14 protein-coding genes and 3 pseudogenes are annotated in these 14,090 nt (G+C 57.9%); 16 read left to right on the forward strand and 1 reads right to left on the reverse strand.

Annotated features, from left to right (window positions below; all coding sequences use genetic code 11):
• From Q0063_RS12790 to Q0063_RS12855, 14 genes and pseudogenes are all read left to right on the forward strand, one after another.
• Window positions 1-362, forward strand: a pseudogene (locus tag Q0063_RS12790) (group II intron reverse transcriptase/maturase); the annotation flags it as partial.
• Between the two features lie 117 nt (window positions 363-479).
• Window positions 480-749 (forward strand): annotated as a pseudogene (locus tag Q0063_RS12795) (VirB4-like conjugal transfer ATPase); the annotation flags it as partial.
• A gap of 19 nt (window positions 750-768) precedes the next feature.
• On the forward strand, window positions 769-1,593 hold the full coding sequence (locus Q0063_RS12800) for a DUF6674 family protein (protein ID WP_297872370.1): 825 nt from the start codon (window positions 769-771) through the stop codon (window positions 1,591-1,593).
• 692 nt (window positions 1,594-2,285) lie between these two features.
• Entirely contained in the window at window positions 2,286-4,337 is a 2,052-nt protein-coding gene (locus Q0063_RS12805; RefSeq protein ID WP_297872371.1) for a CD1108 family mobile element protein, read from the forward strand.
• A 63-nt stretch (window positions 4,338-4,400) separates the two neighbouring features.
• Window positions 4,401-4,883, forward strand: a pseudogene (locus Q0063_RS12810) (DNA cytosine methyltransferase); the annotation flags it as partial.
• Window positions 4,884-5,111: 228 nt separating this feature from the next.
• The gene (locus Q0063_RS12815; RefSeq protein ID WP_297872382.1) at window positions 5,112-6,065 is read left to right on the forward strand and encodes a DNA cytosine methyltransferase; all 954 of its coding nucleotides are present in this window, start codon (window positions 5,112-5,114) and stop codon (window positions 6,063-6,065) included.
• Entirely contained in the window at window positions 6,062-6,961 is a 900-nt protein-coding gene (locus Q0063_RS12820) for a radical SAM protein (RefSeq protein WP_297872372.1), read from the forward strand. Before Q0063_RS12815 ends, Q0063_RS12820 begins: the two co-directional genes overlap by 4 nt.
• A complete protein-coding gene (locus tag Q0063_RS12825; RefSeq protein ID WP_297872373.1) occupies window positions 6,958-7,191 on the forward strand; it encodes a DUF4315 family protein in 234 nt (77 codons plus the stop codon). The genes Q0063_RS12820 and Q0063_RS12825 overlap by 4 nt, the downstream gene beginning before the upstream one ends.
• A gap of 15 nt (window positions 7,192-7,206) precedes the next feature.
• Window positions 7,207-8,433 (forward strand): DUF4366 domain-containing protein, encoded by a 1,227-nt coding sequence (locus Q0063_RS12830; protein ID WP_297872374.1) that lies wholly within the window; start codon window positions 7,207-7,209, stop codon window positions 8,431-8,433.
• A 9-nt stretch (window positions 8,434-8,442) separates the two neighbouring features.
• Window positions 8,443-10,548: a type IA DNA topoisomerase gene (locus Q0063_RS12835; RefSeq protein WP_297872375.1), complete on the forward strand. Its 2,106-nt coding sequence runs from the start codon at window positions 8,443-8,445 to the stop codon at window positions 10,546-10,548.
• Between the two features lie 2 nt (window positions 10,549-10,550).
• Window positions 10,551-10,985 carry a helix-turn-helix domain-containing protein gene (locus tag Q0063_RS12840; RefSeq protein ID WP_297872376.1) on the forward strand — a complete coding sequence of 145 codons (435 nt, stop codon included), beginning with the start codon at window positions 10,551-10,553 and terminating at the stop codon, window positions 10,983-10,985.
• 4 nt (window positions 10,986-10,989) lie between these two features.
• Window positions 10,990-11,403, forward strand: coding sequence for a DUF4316 domain-containing protein (locus Q0063_RS12845; protein WP_297312255.1), 414 nt, complete (start codon window positions 10,990-10,992; stop codon window positions 11,401-11,403).
• Window positions 11,404-11,408: 5 nt separating this feature from the next.
• Complete coding sequence (locus Q0063_RS12850; protein ID WP_297872377.1) at window positions 11,409-11,684, forward strand: hypothetical protein; 276 nt, start codon at window positions 11,409-11,411, stop codon at window positions 11,682-11,684.
• 69 nt (window positions 11,685-11,753) lie between these two features.
• Window positions 11,754-12,272, forward strand: a complete 519-nt coding sequence (locus tag Q0063_RS12855) for a hypothetical protein (protein WP_297872378.1) — start codon at window positions 11,754-11,756, stop codon at window positions 12,270-12,272.
• A gap of 56 nt (window positions 12,273-12,328) precedes the next feature.
• Here the strand turns inward: Q0063_RS12855 and Q0063_RS12860 are convergent, their stop codons facing one another.
• Entirely contained in the window at window positions 12,329-13,126 is a 798-nt protein-coding gene (locus tag Q0063_RS12860; RefSeq protein WP_297872379.1) for a hypothetical protein, read from the reverse strand.
• A 106-nt stretch (window positions 13,127-13,232) separates the two neighbouring features.
• Between Q0063_RS12860 and Q0063_RS12865 the strand changes: the two genes are divergently transcribed.
• Both Q0063_RS12865 and Q0063_RS12870 read left to right on the forward strand, forming a co-directional pair.
• On the forward strand, window positions 13,233-13,592 hold the full coding sequence (locus tag Q0063_RS12865; protein ID WP_297872380.1) for a TnpV protein: 360 nt from the start codon (window positions 13,233-13,235) through the stop codon (window positions 13,590-13,592).
• A gap of 44 nt (window positions 13,593-13,636) precedes the next feature.
• Window positions 13,637-14,086 (forward strand): hypothetical protein, encoded by a 450-nt coding sequence (locus Q0063_RS12870; protein ID WP_297872381.1) that lies wholly within the window; start codon window positions 13,637-13,639, stop codon window positions 14,084-14,086.
• The last annotated feature ends 4 nt before the right edge of the window (window positions 14,087-14,090 follow it).

A 14,090-nucleotide genomic window follows, 5' to 3' on the forward strand; every position in this document is an offset into this window, starting at 1 on the left:
AAACCAGTATCCGCAAAATCATTCGCCAGTATAAAGACGGGAAAACATGGTCTGTCCCTTATGAAACTAAAGCAGGGACTAAACGTGTTCGCCCTGTTAAAATCGCAGACTGCAAGCGTGGCGAAGCGAGTGACATTATTTATCAGAGAAAGAAATTTAGCTGGAAAACCACTATCAGACAACGGCTCAATGCCAGAGTTTGTGAATTATGTGGGTGTAAAGAAGCCGATTTGTATGAAGTTCACGTTATACGGAACTTAAACGAGTTGGGTAATTCTGATTGGGAAACCGTGATGAAAAAGAAGCGGAGAAAAACGCTTGTTGTTTGCAGCAAGTGCCATGAAAGAATACACAGACACTAATCAATACGTCAATTACTAATGGGGAGCCGGATACTTCGAGAGGAGTAAGTCCGGTTCCGAGGGAGGGTGTAGGAAACCTGCCGCCAGCGGCGGCAAGGCGCCTTTACCCTACCCTACGACCTGCTGGCCTCCCGCGAGATCGAAAATATCTTTGAAAACAGCGATTTCCTCTACCTGCTCAATCAGGCGGGCGGCGACAGGCAAATCCTTGCCAAACAGCTCAATATCTCTCCTCACCAGCTTTCGTATGTGACGAACAGCAACGCCGGTGAGGGGCTTTTGTTTTATGGGAATGTGATTATCCCCTTCGTGGACCACTTTCCCAAGGACACCGAACTCTACCGCATTATGACCACCCGCTTGGAAGATTTGGCGGGTCAGGACTGACAGGAGGTGAAGGCCCGATATGGATTTGGAAAAGGTTCCAGCATTTCAAGAGTTATTGAAGCTGCTGAACGAAAACGGCAGGGAGGACCAGGCACGAGGCTTGTCCCTTTTAGCATGGTATCTGGATGGCATGGAACATCAGCTTGACTCCGTTCTGGAAGAATTACAGAGCGTAAAGTCGGAACTCGCCCAAGTGACAGAACAGCAGTCCACCAAGCCTTTCCTTGTAAAAATGGTGGAGACGCTGGAGGGAAAAGTGGAGCAGGCACGAGATCGGCTGGTAATATTCCAGAACAGGATCATGGAGTGTACGAAAAATGCGGTAGACCGCTTCAAAGACACTGGGGTGTCGGCGTTGGATAGAGCCATTGCCGCTATGGGCGTCAAAAAGGGTCTGGAGCACCTGGAGGAAGGGCTGAAAAACTCTCTTGTCAGTCTGGCGGATACCCTTGCGAAAGCGGAAGAAATGGGGACTCAACTGCGCAAAGGATTTCGGAATATCGCCAATGCGGGCCGCATTGCCGCCAATAAGGAGTTAGACCGCGATCCCAAAATTGAGGAAGGCCGCTTTCAATCGGCTATCTTGGCCCCTATGCGTACCGTCCAAAGGGTGCTGGGCGATATGCGTAATAGCACCCTCGCCGCTATCGGTGGTCTGGAAAGTCTCGAACTGTCGGCAGAGGCCGCACGGGAGGCCCAGGCGGAACGGGCAGCGCAGAAACCGGGTAAGCGTCTGGAGAAAAAGCCCTCTATCCGTCAGGCGCTCCAGAAAAATCAGGCTGAGATTGCCACCAAGTCCGTCCCCGCCCCGGATCAGGTGAAGAAACAGGAGGCCGCTCTATGAGAGGGCGGGAGTTTCGGGCGCGGGATAAAAAAGTCCAGAAGCTGGGCCGGGATGGGCTGGTGGAACAGAACAAGGCCACCGGCGAGGAACGCCGGGTCAGCCAGCGGACGGCGGATATATCCTTTGGCCCGGAGCGCAAGCCAGACCAGCAGTTGGGACGGCAGACTTCCAAACGGTCCAAGAAACGCTCTGTCAGGTCTGAATTGCAGACGTTAAAACCGGATATGGGCCAGACCGCGCCCCCTGCGGGGGGCGTAGAACCTGCGGAGGGCTTGGAGAAACCGCTGGGACCCCATACGGAGGAAGGCGCCACGGAATCAAACGAGACTCCTGTTATCCGGGATACACGGAGCGGCCCTGCCCCGCCTGCCTCTGACCACCCAATACCCAAGCGGCGGCGGGAAGGTCAGCGGCATACCGGCGGTCTTTCGCCGGGACCCGCCAACAGTCAGGAACCACGGCAGCGGGGACGGTTGCGCTCTGAGGCCGAGGACGCCCCCGCTCCCACTGGCGGAACACCAGAGAAATGCCAGGGGCGTCCTTCGCTCCCGGTGGATAAAACAGGCCAAGCGCGGCCTGAAGATGCCAGCGGTTCAGACGAACACAGCAAACCCCCGGACACAAAGGCGGAGCCGCCCCCGCGGGAGCGGCTTCATTTTGAGGACGCATCCACGCCGGAAGATGGTAGCGAATTGCCTCGCCGCCAGCAGAAACGGTATGAAAAGGCAGAACGGCGCGTTGAACAGGCGGGCCGGAAGCTGGAAAAGGCCCAAGAGAAAATACCCGCCAAACGCCGCGCACATCTGGAGAAGCAGTATGACAGTGCAAGCGGCAAGGTACGCCGCTGCTTACGGTTTGAGAAGGAGCCGGTTCCAGAAAACGCAAAACCCGCCCTCCCCAAGCAGGTTGGCGGTGCGGTGGTACGGACGGCGCAGACGGCGGCGGTGCTGAAAGCCCACCAAAAACTGCGGGAAGCGGAACGGGATAACACCGGCGTGGAGGCGGCGCACAAGGTCGAGTTTATGGCGGAGCGCGGCACGGGCCGTTTTCTGCGCTGGAATAAAAACCGTCTGCACTCCAAGCCCTACCGGGCTGTGCGTCAGGCGCAGAGCCGCCTGCAAACAGAGCAGACCCGGCTTGCGTGGCAGACTGCCCTTCGGGATCACCCTGAGTTACAGCGGAAAAACGCATTGTCCAAGTGGTATCAAAAGCAGAAAATCAAGCGGAAATACGCACAGGCGGCGCGGGAGGCCCAAAAGACCGCCCAGCAGACGCAAAATGTCCTGACCACCACCGGTAAGATCGTCCGGGCCGTGGCGCAGACGGTATCGGCGCACAGAACGGCGCTGGTTTTTATCGCGCTGCTGGCGTTGGTTATTATGCTGTTTTCCACGGGCCTTTCCTCTTGTACGGCTATGCTCTCCGGCCTCCAATCCACCTATATTTCTGCTGCCTATCTGGCGAATGAGCAGGATATTTGCAACTCTGATCTCTATTACACCGAGTTGGAAACGGATTTGCAGATCGACATTAACGATACCGAAACCAATCATCCCGGCTATGACGAATACCGCTACAACATCGGGGAGATCAGCCATAACCCCTATGTGCTGATGGGCTACCTCTCCGCCGCCTATGACGCCTTTACCTTTGAACAGGTAAAGCCGGAGATTGAACGGCTGTTTGGACAGCAGTACACCCTCACCAGAACGCCGATCACCGAAATCCGCTATGACGAAAACGAGGAACCGTATGAGTGGACAGTCCTGCAAACGACCCTGACCGTGCGCCCGCTCTCCCAAGTGGTGGCCGCAAACCTGACCCCCGGCGGCCAGACAGACCGCTACGGCGTGTATATGCAGACCTTCGGCAACCGGCAGGCATACGGAAATCCCTTTGACTTCCCATGGCTGGGCTATGTGTCCAGCGGCTACGGCTACCGGGTGCATCCCATTGACGGCGGGAAAAATCTGCACCGGGGCGTGGACATTGCTGTGGCTCAGGGAACGCCGATCAAGGCCATCCATGACGGGAAAGTGATTTCTGCCGGGGACGCTGGCAGCTACGGCCTGTGCGTGGTGATCGAGGACGATAATGGGTATCAATCCCGATACGCCCACTGTTCCAGCCTCTCCGTGACTGCTGGGCAGGAGGTCAAGCGCGGGGACGTGATCGCCGCCGTAGGCAGCACTGGCAGCAGCACGGGGCCGCACCTCCATCTGGAGGCCATGCTGAACGGCGAGTATCTGAACCCCTACTACTTTGTGGACACCGGCGATGATGGCACGGGCGGCGCGATCCCCGGCGCACCGGGCGGCGTGGAGATACCCGCCTACCCTGGGGAGCCGGTAACGGATGAAACCTATGCCGCTATGTTGACGGAAGCGCAGAAGTACCTCGGTTATCCCTATGTTTGGGGCGGCAGTTCCCCCTCTACCTCCTTTGATTGCTCTGGCTTTGTAAGCTGGGTGGTCAATCACAGCGGCTGGAACTATGGGCGGCTGGGAGCGCAGGGGCTTTATAACATTTGTACGCCCGTGTCTGCGGCAAATGTCCGGCCCGGCGACCTGGTGTTCTTCTGGCACACCTATGACGCGCCGAACCCCAACGGCGTGACCCATGTGGGCATCTATGTGGGCAACGGGCAGATGATCCATTGCGGCGACCCGATTTCTTACGCAAATATCAATACGAACTACTGGACACAGCACTTTTATTCCTTCGGCAGAATGCCAGCGCAATAGCAAAAACAATGTAGGAGGCGATAATAAACATTGTCTGAGAAAAAACAGCTTACATTAGGTTCTTTGTTTGACGGCATAGGGGGCTTTCCCTATGCCGCCTCTTTTTATGGAATCCGCCCCCTGTGGGCCAGCGAGATCGTCCCGGAGTGCGCAGCCGTTACCAAGCGGCACTTCCCGGACATGGCTCACCTGGGGGACATTACCCGGCTTCACGGCGGCAAAATCCCGCCTGTGGATATTCTCACCTTTGGAAGTCCCTGCCAGGGGTTGAGTTTGGCTGGCCGCCGTTTGGGGCTGGCCGATGAGCGCAGCGGCCTCTTTACGGAGGCCATCAGAATCATTCGTGAAATGCAGGAGGCGACACATGGAAAATACCCACAATTCGCAATCTTCGAGAACGTCCCCGGCGCTCTGTCGTCCAATGGACGGCGTGACTATCAAGCCGTGCTTGAGGCGTTCACAGGCGCCAAAGTTCCAATGCCTGAATCTGGACGATGGACCAACGCCGGAATGGCGCGAGGGCGAGGCGTTGATCTCGCTTGGATCATATACGATGCCCAGCACTTTGGGACTGCCCAGCGGCGGCGCCGCCTGTTTCTTGTCGCAGATTTTAGAGGAAAACGCGCCGGAGAAATACTCTTTGTCCCCAAAAGCCTGCGCGGGTATTTTGAGGCGGGCGGAACGCCGCGGCAAGGAATTACCGCCTTTACTGAAAGCGGCGCTGGAGCAGCAGGCGCGGTCATAGAAATCCTCAACGATCAGGGCGGCGATTCCATGACGGTGGAGCGCGGGGGGCTTTCCCCCACCCTCCGCAGCCAGACCCACGGCAATCTGCCCATTGTGGCGGCTGGCTTTGACCTCCAGCAGATTACCAGCAAAACCAACCGTTCCTCACTGAAACCCGTCCAGCCCACCCTCTGCGGCACGGGCAATCCCCATGTAATCATCCGCCCTGTGTGCATGGCCACCGGGCAGGCCAACGCCGCCATTTTGGACGATCAGTCGCCTACCCTGACCGCCGCCCATGAGCGGCCCCTTCTGATCCACCCCCAGCTTGCCGGGACGCTATGCGCCTCCGGCGCTGGCCTCTCCAGACCGGCGGGCATGGGGAGCGAACTGGATTTCTGTATCGTCAGCGCGGGCTTCAAGCACAAGGCCAGCGCCGCGTCGGGGAGCATCGGCTACCAGGAGGAAACCGCCCCAACGCTGGTTGCCGGACAGGAGAGCGGGGTGCTGAAAGCCTATGTGATCGGCGCTTACTATTCCGGGGGGATGCTGTCGGACAATCCGCACAGCGGCATCTATGAGGCGGAAACCTCCCGGACGCTGGATTTGAACGGGGGCAACCCCTGTTGTCAGCAGGGCGGGACGGTCATTGTCGAGGTTCCCGGCGGCGAGGCGCCTATGGAGGTCGCCGCTGTTGACTGCCGCAACCACCGGGAAAACCCTGAGATCAGCGGTACGCTGCAAGCCAAGAGCAAATCGGGCGGCTATTCGCTGAACTATCAAAACCCCGTCCGTATCGGCTGCCATGTGCGCCGCCTGACCCCCACCGAAGCCGAGAGGTTGATGGGGTTCCCGGATTTTTGGACGGCATACGGCTGTGACGGCAAGGAAATCAGCGACAGTAAACGGTATTCCATGCTCGGCAACAGCATCGCCGTCCCCTGCGTTGCCTATATCATGCAGGGCATTACCGATGTGCTGAAAAAGGACGGTGCGCTGTGAGAGTGGCCCTTTGTGACGTGGACGGCCATCGGTGGCCCAACCTGTGCCTGATGAAACTCTCCGCCTACCATAAGGCGCGGGGAGATATTGTGGAGTGGTGGACGCCGGAGGGCCGCTATGACCTCGTTTACAAAAGCCGGGTCTTTACGGATTTGTACTCCAAGGACACCATCATCGTGGACAATGCCGATCAGGTGATTTGCGGCGGAACCGGCTACGGCCTGGACAACCGCCTCCCGGACGTGGTGGAACACACCTATCCCGATTACAGCATCTATCCAGAGTTTCAGTCCACCGCCTACGGCTTTCTGAGCCGGGGATGCCCAAGAGCGTGTGGTTTCTGCATCGTGAGTAAGAAGGAAGGTCGCGGGTCTGTGGCTGTGGCCGACCTTGCGGAGTTCTGGAACGGGCAGAAGGAAATCAAACTGCTGGACGCCAACCTTCTGGCCTGCCCCGACCACGAGCGGCTTCTGCGCCAGCTTGCGGAGAGCCATGCGTGGGTGGACTTCACCCAAGGCTTGGATGTGCGCCTGATTACCCCGGACAACGCCGCACTTTTGAACCAGGTCAAGACAAAGGCGGTTCACTTTGCCTGGGATGACCCCAATGACGATTTAATACCCTGCTTTCGGCGCTTTCTGGAGCTGACCAAAATTCGGGATAAGCGGCGGCGCACAGTCTATGTGCTGACCAACTATGGCAGTACCCATGAGCAGGATTTGTACCGGGTGGAAACCCTGCGGGCTATGGGTTATACGCCCTATGTCATGATTTACAACCGGCCCAGTGCCCCAAAGATCACGCTTCAACTCCAGAGGTGGGTGAACAACAAGCGCATTTTTTACACGGTAAGCCGGTTTGAGGACTACATTGACGGAAGGAGGAAATCATCGTGACCAAAATCGAAAAACTCAAAATCGAGTTGGAACGGGCAAAGAAAAAGTCCAGCGAGTGGCAGGCCAGGGTGCGGGATATTGAGAAGCAGATCACCGATTGTGAGAACATGGAGATTTTGCAGACCGTCCGCGGTATCGCCGCTTCCCCGGAGGAACTTCGCGGACTTTTGGATATGCTGCGGGCATCGAAAGAGCCGCCCCAGGCAGGCCCCGATAACAACAATATCTGATAGGAGGTATTCAACATGAAAGCAAAAGCACCCAAACGGCCCATTCTTCCGCTGCTGCTGTGCATAGCCCTGTGTCTGGGGCTGTCCCTGCTGCTGTCTGGCAGGGCCTTTGCCTTTGACGGTTCCGGTGAAGTTTCTACTTCCGGCGTTACCGTGGAGATCGCGCCGCCCACTGGCTATGCCGCCAAGAGCGCCGAGGTGGGGTTTACTATTACGGACACCGCCGGGAGCGGCTTTGCCTCGGCAAAGGTCAAGCTGGGGCTGGACGGCGAATGGCGGGACGTGACGGATGCTCTGGAACAGTGGGAGAGCCGCTATACCGGGCGGGTCACGATCACCGACAACTGCGCCGTCACCGTGAAAGTGACCGGGTACGATGGTAAGGTCTATGAGAAGATGTGCTACATCAACTGCTTTGAGCATGGGACGCAGATCGTCCAGCCCAGCGGAACGCAGGACAATCCCTGCAACGGGCAGGCCCCCTCCAACACGCCCGCTGGCACGACGACAGGCGGCGGCAGCGGCGCCGCTGATGTTACTCCAACTCCGCCCGCTTCCTCGTCCAATGACCCGGACAGCCAGCCGGACACGACGCCCCGCAACCCCACGGCGCTGACGCCGGACGGTCAGGGAACGGTCATGGACAATGTGACAGACGAGGACGGCAAGGAGTTCTTCACCTTCACCACCCCCAGCGAAAACACTTTCTATCTGGTCATTGACAGGCAGCGGGACAGTAAGAATGTCTATTTTCTGAACGCCGTCACTGAGAATGACCTGATGGCGCTGGCGGAGAAGAATGGGGACAACTCCGGCACATCGGCAGTCCCTGATCCTGCCCCAGTCTGTATCTGTAAGGACAAGTGCGAGGCGGGGGCCGTCAATACCGCCTGCCCGGTCTGTATCCTCTCCATGAATAACTGCGCAGGTACGGCCCCCGCTCCCGCGGAACCCGAAAAGCCGGAGCAGCCAAAGGAGGGCAGTAACGCCGGGACAATCGTGATCGTTCTGCTGGCAATGTTGGCCGTGGGCGGCGCGGGCTGGTACTTCAAAATCTATAAGCCCAAGCACGATATGACCGATGCCGAGGATTTTGACGAGCTGACAGGCGGCGGGGATGAGCAGATGGTCAACGAGGACGAGGAACCGGAGGCACGGACACGCCAGGAACCGAAGGAGCCGGAGGAACCGGACTATCCGGTTTACTACGATGATGAGCCGGAAGAACCGGATGAATATTAAGGAGGCATTATGCGGCTTGTGATTGCGGAAAAGCCTTCCGTCGCTATGAATCTGGCGAAGGTGCTGGGGGCGGGAGCGCGGCGGGACGGCTATACCGAGGGCGGCGGCTGGCTGGTGAGCTGGTGCGTGGGGCATCTGGTGGACCTTGCCAACGCCGACGCCTATGACCCCCGCTATTCCAAATGGGCCTATGAGGATTTGCCCATTATCCCCCGCCAGTGGCAGTACGGCGTACTGCCGAACACAAAAAAGCAGTTTGACACGCTGGCAGAACTGATGAAGCGGCCTGATGTGGAATCCTTGGTGTGCGCCACCGATGCGGGGCGCGAGGGGGAACTGATCTTCCGGCTGGTCTATCAGAGGGCCGGGTGTACCAAGCCCGTCCAACGGCTGTGGATTTCCTCCATGGAGGAATCCGCGATACGCAGGGGCTTTGACACCCTTGCGGACAGCGCCAGCTATGACAACCTCTATGCGGCGGCGCTGTGCCGCTCTCAGGCGGATTGGCTGGTGGGCATCAATGCCACCCGGCTTTTTACTACGCTCTATCAGGGCCGGACGCTGAATGTGGGCCGGGTGCTGACCCCCACGCTGGCACTTCTGGTGGAGCGGGAGGAAGCGATTACCGGCTTCAAACGGACGAAGTTCTACACGGTGGAACTGGACTGCGGGGACTTCCGGGCAGTCAGTGATCGGTTTTCCAAAAAGACGGACGCGGATAAGCTGCGTATGGCCTGTGACGGCGGGAGCGCCGTTGTGCGGTCTGTGGAGCGAAAGGAAAAGAGCGAACGCCCCCCGAAGCTCTACGACCTGACCACCCTCCAGCGGGAGGCCAACCGCCTGTTTGACTATACCGCCCAGCAGACCCTCGACTATGTTCAGCTCCTTTATGAGAAAAAGCTGGCGACCTATCCCCGGACGGACAGCCGCTATTTGACCTCTGACATGGTGGAAAAGGTTCCTGATCTGTGTGCTGTGGCGGCGGGGGTGCTGGGCCTCTCCGGGGAATACCCCGCCAACGCCGCCCAGGTGGTGAACGACGCCAAGGTGAGCGACCACCATGCCCTTCTGCCCACGGTGGAGGCGGGACGGGCCGACCTCGCCACCCTTCCCACAGGAGAGCGGAATATTCTTCAAATGATCGCCGTCCGTCTGCTGTGCGCCGTGGGCGAGGCCCATACTTACACCGAGAGCGCCGCCGTACTGGAGTGCGGCGGCGCTCCCTTTACTGCCAAGGGCCGGACAACACTGGCGCAGGGCTGGAAAGCGGTGGAGAGTGCGTATCTTACTACGCTGAAACGAAAGCCGAAACAGGAGGAACAGGCCCCGCCGCTCCCGGAACTGTCCGAGGGGCAGCGGTTTGACAGTGCTGCCGCCGCGCTCCATGAGGGCGCTACGGCCCCGCCTGCCCGGTTCACCGAGGACACTTTGCTTGCGGCTATGGAACACGCCAGCGCCGAGGATTTTGCCAAGCTGGAGGATGTGGAGCGGGTCGGGCTGGGTACTCCCGCCACCCGTGCCGGGATGATTGAGCGTCTGGTGCGCTCCGGCTTTGCGGAACGGCAGAAGAAGCGCCTTGTCCCTACACAAAAGGGTATGGAGTTGATTCATGTCATGCCTGACCAACTGAAATCCGCCAAGCTGACCGCCCAATGGGAGGAAAAGCTGGGCGAGGTGGAGCGGGGCCAGCTTGCCCCCTCCGAATTTATGGCCGGGATTGCGGAAATGCTGACGGGCCTTGTAAAAGCCTATGCCGGGACGCAGGCGGCCTCCGCCGCTCTGTCCGGCACCGGCCGGACAGGTGTAGGCGTATGTCCCCGCTGCGGGAAAAACGTGGTGGAGGGTAAAAAGAGTTTTTTCTGTGAGGGCTACCATGACACCCCCTCCTGCGGCTTCGCCATGTGGAAGAATGACCGCTTCTTTACCGGCAAGCGGAAGGAACTGACCCAAAAAATCGCCGCCGCCCTGCTGAAAAATGGGCGCGTCAAGGTCACGGGCCTGTTCTCCGAAAAGAAGGGCGTGTTATATGACGCCACCATTGTACTGGATGATGATGGCGGAAAATATGTCCACTACAAGCTGGAATTTAACAATAAACCAAGGAAAGGAACGTGAGAATGAATCAAAGCATTGACAAATTTGACCGCCGCTTGAAACAGCTTCTCTCTGTCAGCGGCGTAGAGCGCGGGGAACTGGCCCGTCACCTGGGCGTGTCCGTCCCCACCGTGAGCCGTTGGCTCAACGGTATCAGCACCCCTAACGTGTACCAGTTCCGGGAGATTGCCCACTTTTTTGGGATGCCTTATGACTGGTTTCTGGAGGATGGGGACGGAATCCCCGACACCGAGGGGCTGGCGGCAAAGCTGGGGCTGTCCCCGGAAACGGTGGAGGCCCTTCTGGAGCTGGCCGCTTCGGAGAGCGAGGAAGTGCTGACGGCGGTGGATGATGCCGTCTGCGCTGTGATTGCCGCCATCAATGGCGTGTATGACGATCTCCTGCGAGTTGCTGAAGAATCCGTGAGAAAGACCGCGCCCAGCGAAATGGAGGGGTGAAGCAATGCGCGATGTGGAAAAAGTCATTGAGGGGCTGAAACAGGAAACCATCCGTGAAATCACAAAGAAGGATGCCCGCCCGGAAGCGCAGTTGGCATGGTATTGGACTTATATCGGTTCTCTTGACATGGCACAGCAGTTAGGGCTAATCAATGACGCACGCCGTCAGGAACTTTATCGGGAAGTGGATCGGTTTAAGCCCAAATATAAGGTGCAGGCTGCCCAGGAAGCAAAACCGAACCACTTAGCGGCTGTAGAAATGGGCGCGGAGGGCAACTATAATCAGATCGACGGCGTTATCAACAACGAGGCCCCCAAGCCCTCCCTGCGGGAAACTTTGCGGCAGTATCAGGAGGAAACCGGGAAATCTCAGGGCGGGGATGTTCCTCCGGGTTCCAGCCGGGACCCGGAACGGTGACGCCCATGAAACTAACCAGCATTGAGAAAGAAACGATTATCAATTTCAATGAGGCAGAGCGCACGGCGAGTATCTACACCCACAATGAGGCGTTGAAACGTCAGCTTCTGGAGCTGTGCCAGACCCACCCGGAGCAGGTGTGCCAGACTGCCGCCAACGGCTGGGGCGGGCTGACCTTTGAACTGCCCAAGAAGTGGCTGAAGGTATCGCCGCCCCGCAAGCCTACCCCGGCGCAGTTGGAAGTGCTGGCCCGGATGACCCAAAAGCGGCTGGGGAGATAGGCGGCGCTCCCGCCCCTTGCCCATACTGGCCCGCTGTGGTAGAATATCCCCGTCAGGGGGGTGAAGCTGTTGTTTGAGGAAGCCATGCCAGTAAAGGAAACCACACTGGAAGGGATGCCGCCAGCGGCAGCACCGAAACAGCGTCCAAAAAAGAAGAAGAAAAAGAAGGATAAATACGCAAACACGCCAAAGTGGGCAAAGCAGGGAAATAAGAAAGCCCGCCATGATGCGCGTATCCGTTTGGCAAGGCAATGGCTTTCCACCTACAAAGGGACCGGAAAGCATATCGTCCAAGCCTACCGTCAACAATTCAAAGTCGATGTTACAGTTGCCCTCAATGACCTGGACGAGATTGGAGCATTAACGCCAGAACAGTTGACTATAAAGCGGCAGGCCGAAGTGATCCGGCAGGAACATTTGCGCCGGGAGAAAGAGGAAAAGGAACTGCAAGACTTTTATGACCGCTTTCCTAATTCGGATGATGAGTTTTTCTTCATCGCCGGTTATACCTCCGGCGGTGCGCCCTATGGTGTGACCTGGGAGCAAATGGGGCTTTCCCCATGGGAGCAGCCGGACGATCTCAACTGAACACTGTTTTCCAGGAGCCGAAGTGAGCGGTGTATGACCGTTTCCTTCGGCTCATTTTATTTTGTGAATAAAGGAGGAAGCCTATGGCGTATAAACTGCAAAAAATATCCGAGCTGGCAAACCAAACCGCCCAAGCCGTCACGCAGGACGCAAACGGCTGGATGCGGTACCTGGACACGGCCTCCCGGCTCTACAAATATCCCTTTGACGAACAGCTCCTGATCTACGCCCAGCGGCCCGACGCCACCGCCTGCGCCAGCATGGAGTTGTGGAACAATACCATGCGGCGCTGGGTGAAGCCCCGTTCCAAGGGCATCGCAATCATCCGAAAGGACAGGCGGGGTAAGCCTGGTCTGGAGTATGTCTACGACTATGGGGACACCCGCCCTGTGCGTGGGGCGCGGGAACCGTACCTGTGGCAGATGCGGAAGGAACACCACCCTGCCGTCCTCGCCGCCCTGAGAAAACGGTATGGCCCCGATACGGGCGGGGACATTGGCGACCAGCTTATGGATATGGCCGTCCATGCCGTGGATGAGGTCTATCGTGACCGTCTGCGTGATCTGGCCTATGACACAAAGGACAGTTTTCTGGAGGAACTGGACGATTTGAATTTGGAGGTGCGTTTCCGCCGCCTTTTGACCGCGAGCGTCCAGTACACCCTCCTGACCCGCTGCGGCCTGGACCCCATGGACTATCTGGACGATGAGGATTTTGCGGGCATTTCCGAATTTTCCACCCCCACCGTCCTCCATCACCTGGGCAGCGCCGCCAGTGCGGTTTCTATGGAAGCCCTGATGGAGATTGGAACTGCCATTCGGCAGTACGACCAGACGCAGGTAAAAAATAATCAAAAAATTTCCGAAAAACCTCTTGCAAAAGAACCTCAAACCGGTTATACTACAACCAGAGGACAATTTAACACTGTAAAGCGAGAAAGTGAAGAAAGGAGCATATATCATGGAGCTGACTTACACGAAGGTGGGCGATTACCTGGTGCCCGATCTGATGATGGACGGGGAGGACGAACTGGAGGAACTGCCGCTGGGCAAGTACGGGATGCTGAGAGAGGACTTTCTGAAGGAACATCACAGCGGGACGTACACCTCCATGCTCCTGACGGGCAGGCTGACCCCGCACCTGCGGGAGATCGACAGGCAGGCACAGGAGCAGGTGGACAGCATCGTGAGGGACCTGATGAAGAACTGCGGCGTGAACGAGGAACTGAAGGCCAGAGATCAGATGGCGTGGGTGCAGGCGGTGAACAGCTTCACCCATCAGGCGGAGGAAATGGTGCTGGCGGAGATCGTCTACAAGTAAATCAGGAGCAGCAGGAAGCGGCGGGCGAACGGCCCGCCGCTTCTGTGTCCCCGGAGCCGGAGGACGCTCCCGCACCGGGACTGGCCCGGTTCAGCCTGTTCCCCACGGTGGAGGAACAGGTGGAGGCCATCGCTGAGGCCCAAGCGGAAGAAAAGCGGCAGCCGGAGATTGACGCTTCCTCCATACACAGTGTATCTGATGCGGTGGTGGACCACATCCTTACCAGCGGCGGCAACGGCAGGCACAGCATTGAGCGCATTGTCGCGTTCATCCAGAAAAGTCCCAACAACGAGGACGCCGCCGCATATTTGGAGAAGGAATATGGGGTCGGAGGCAAGGGCCTGACGGTTGCCAAAATGAAATATGCCATGTGGTTTGACAAAAAAGGGGTTCATATCTGCCCTGGAAACAACACCTATGGCACTATTTTCACACATCTCCCGTGTGTCAGCGCCAATGATAAAATGCAAGAAAACGCCGAGGAAAAAATGTAGATTT

The organism is uncultured Oscillibacter sp., assembly GCF_947654275.1.
In the GTDB taxonomy this organism is placed as follows: Bacteria; Bacillota; Clostridia; order Oscillospirales; family Oscillospiraceae; genus Oscillibacter.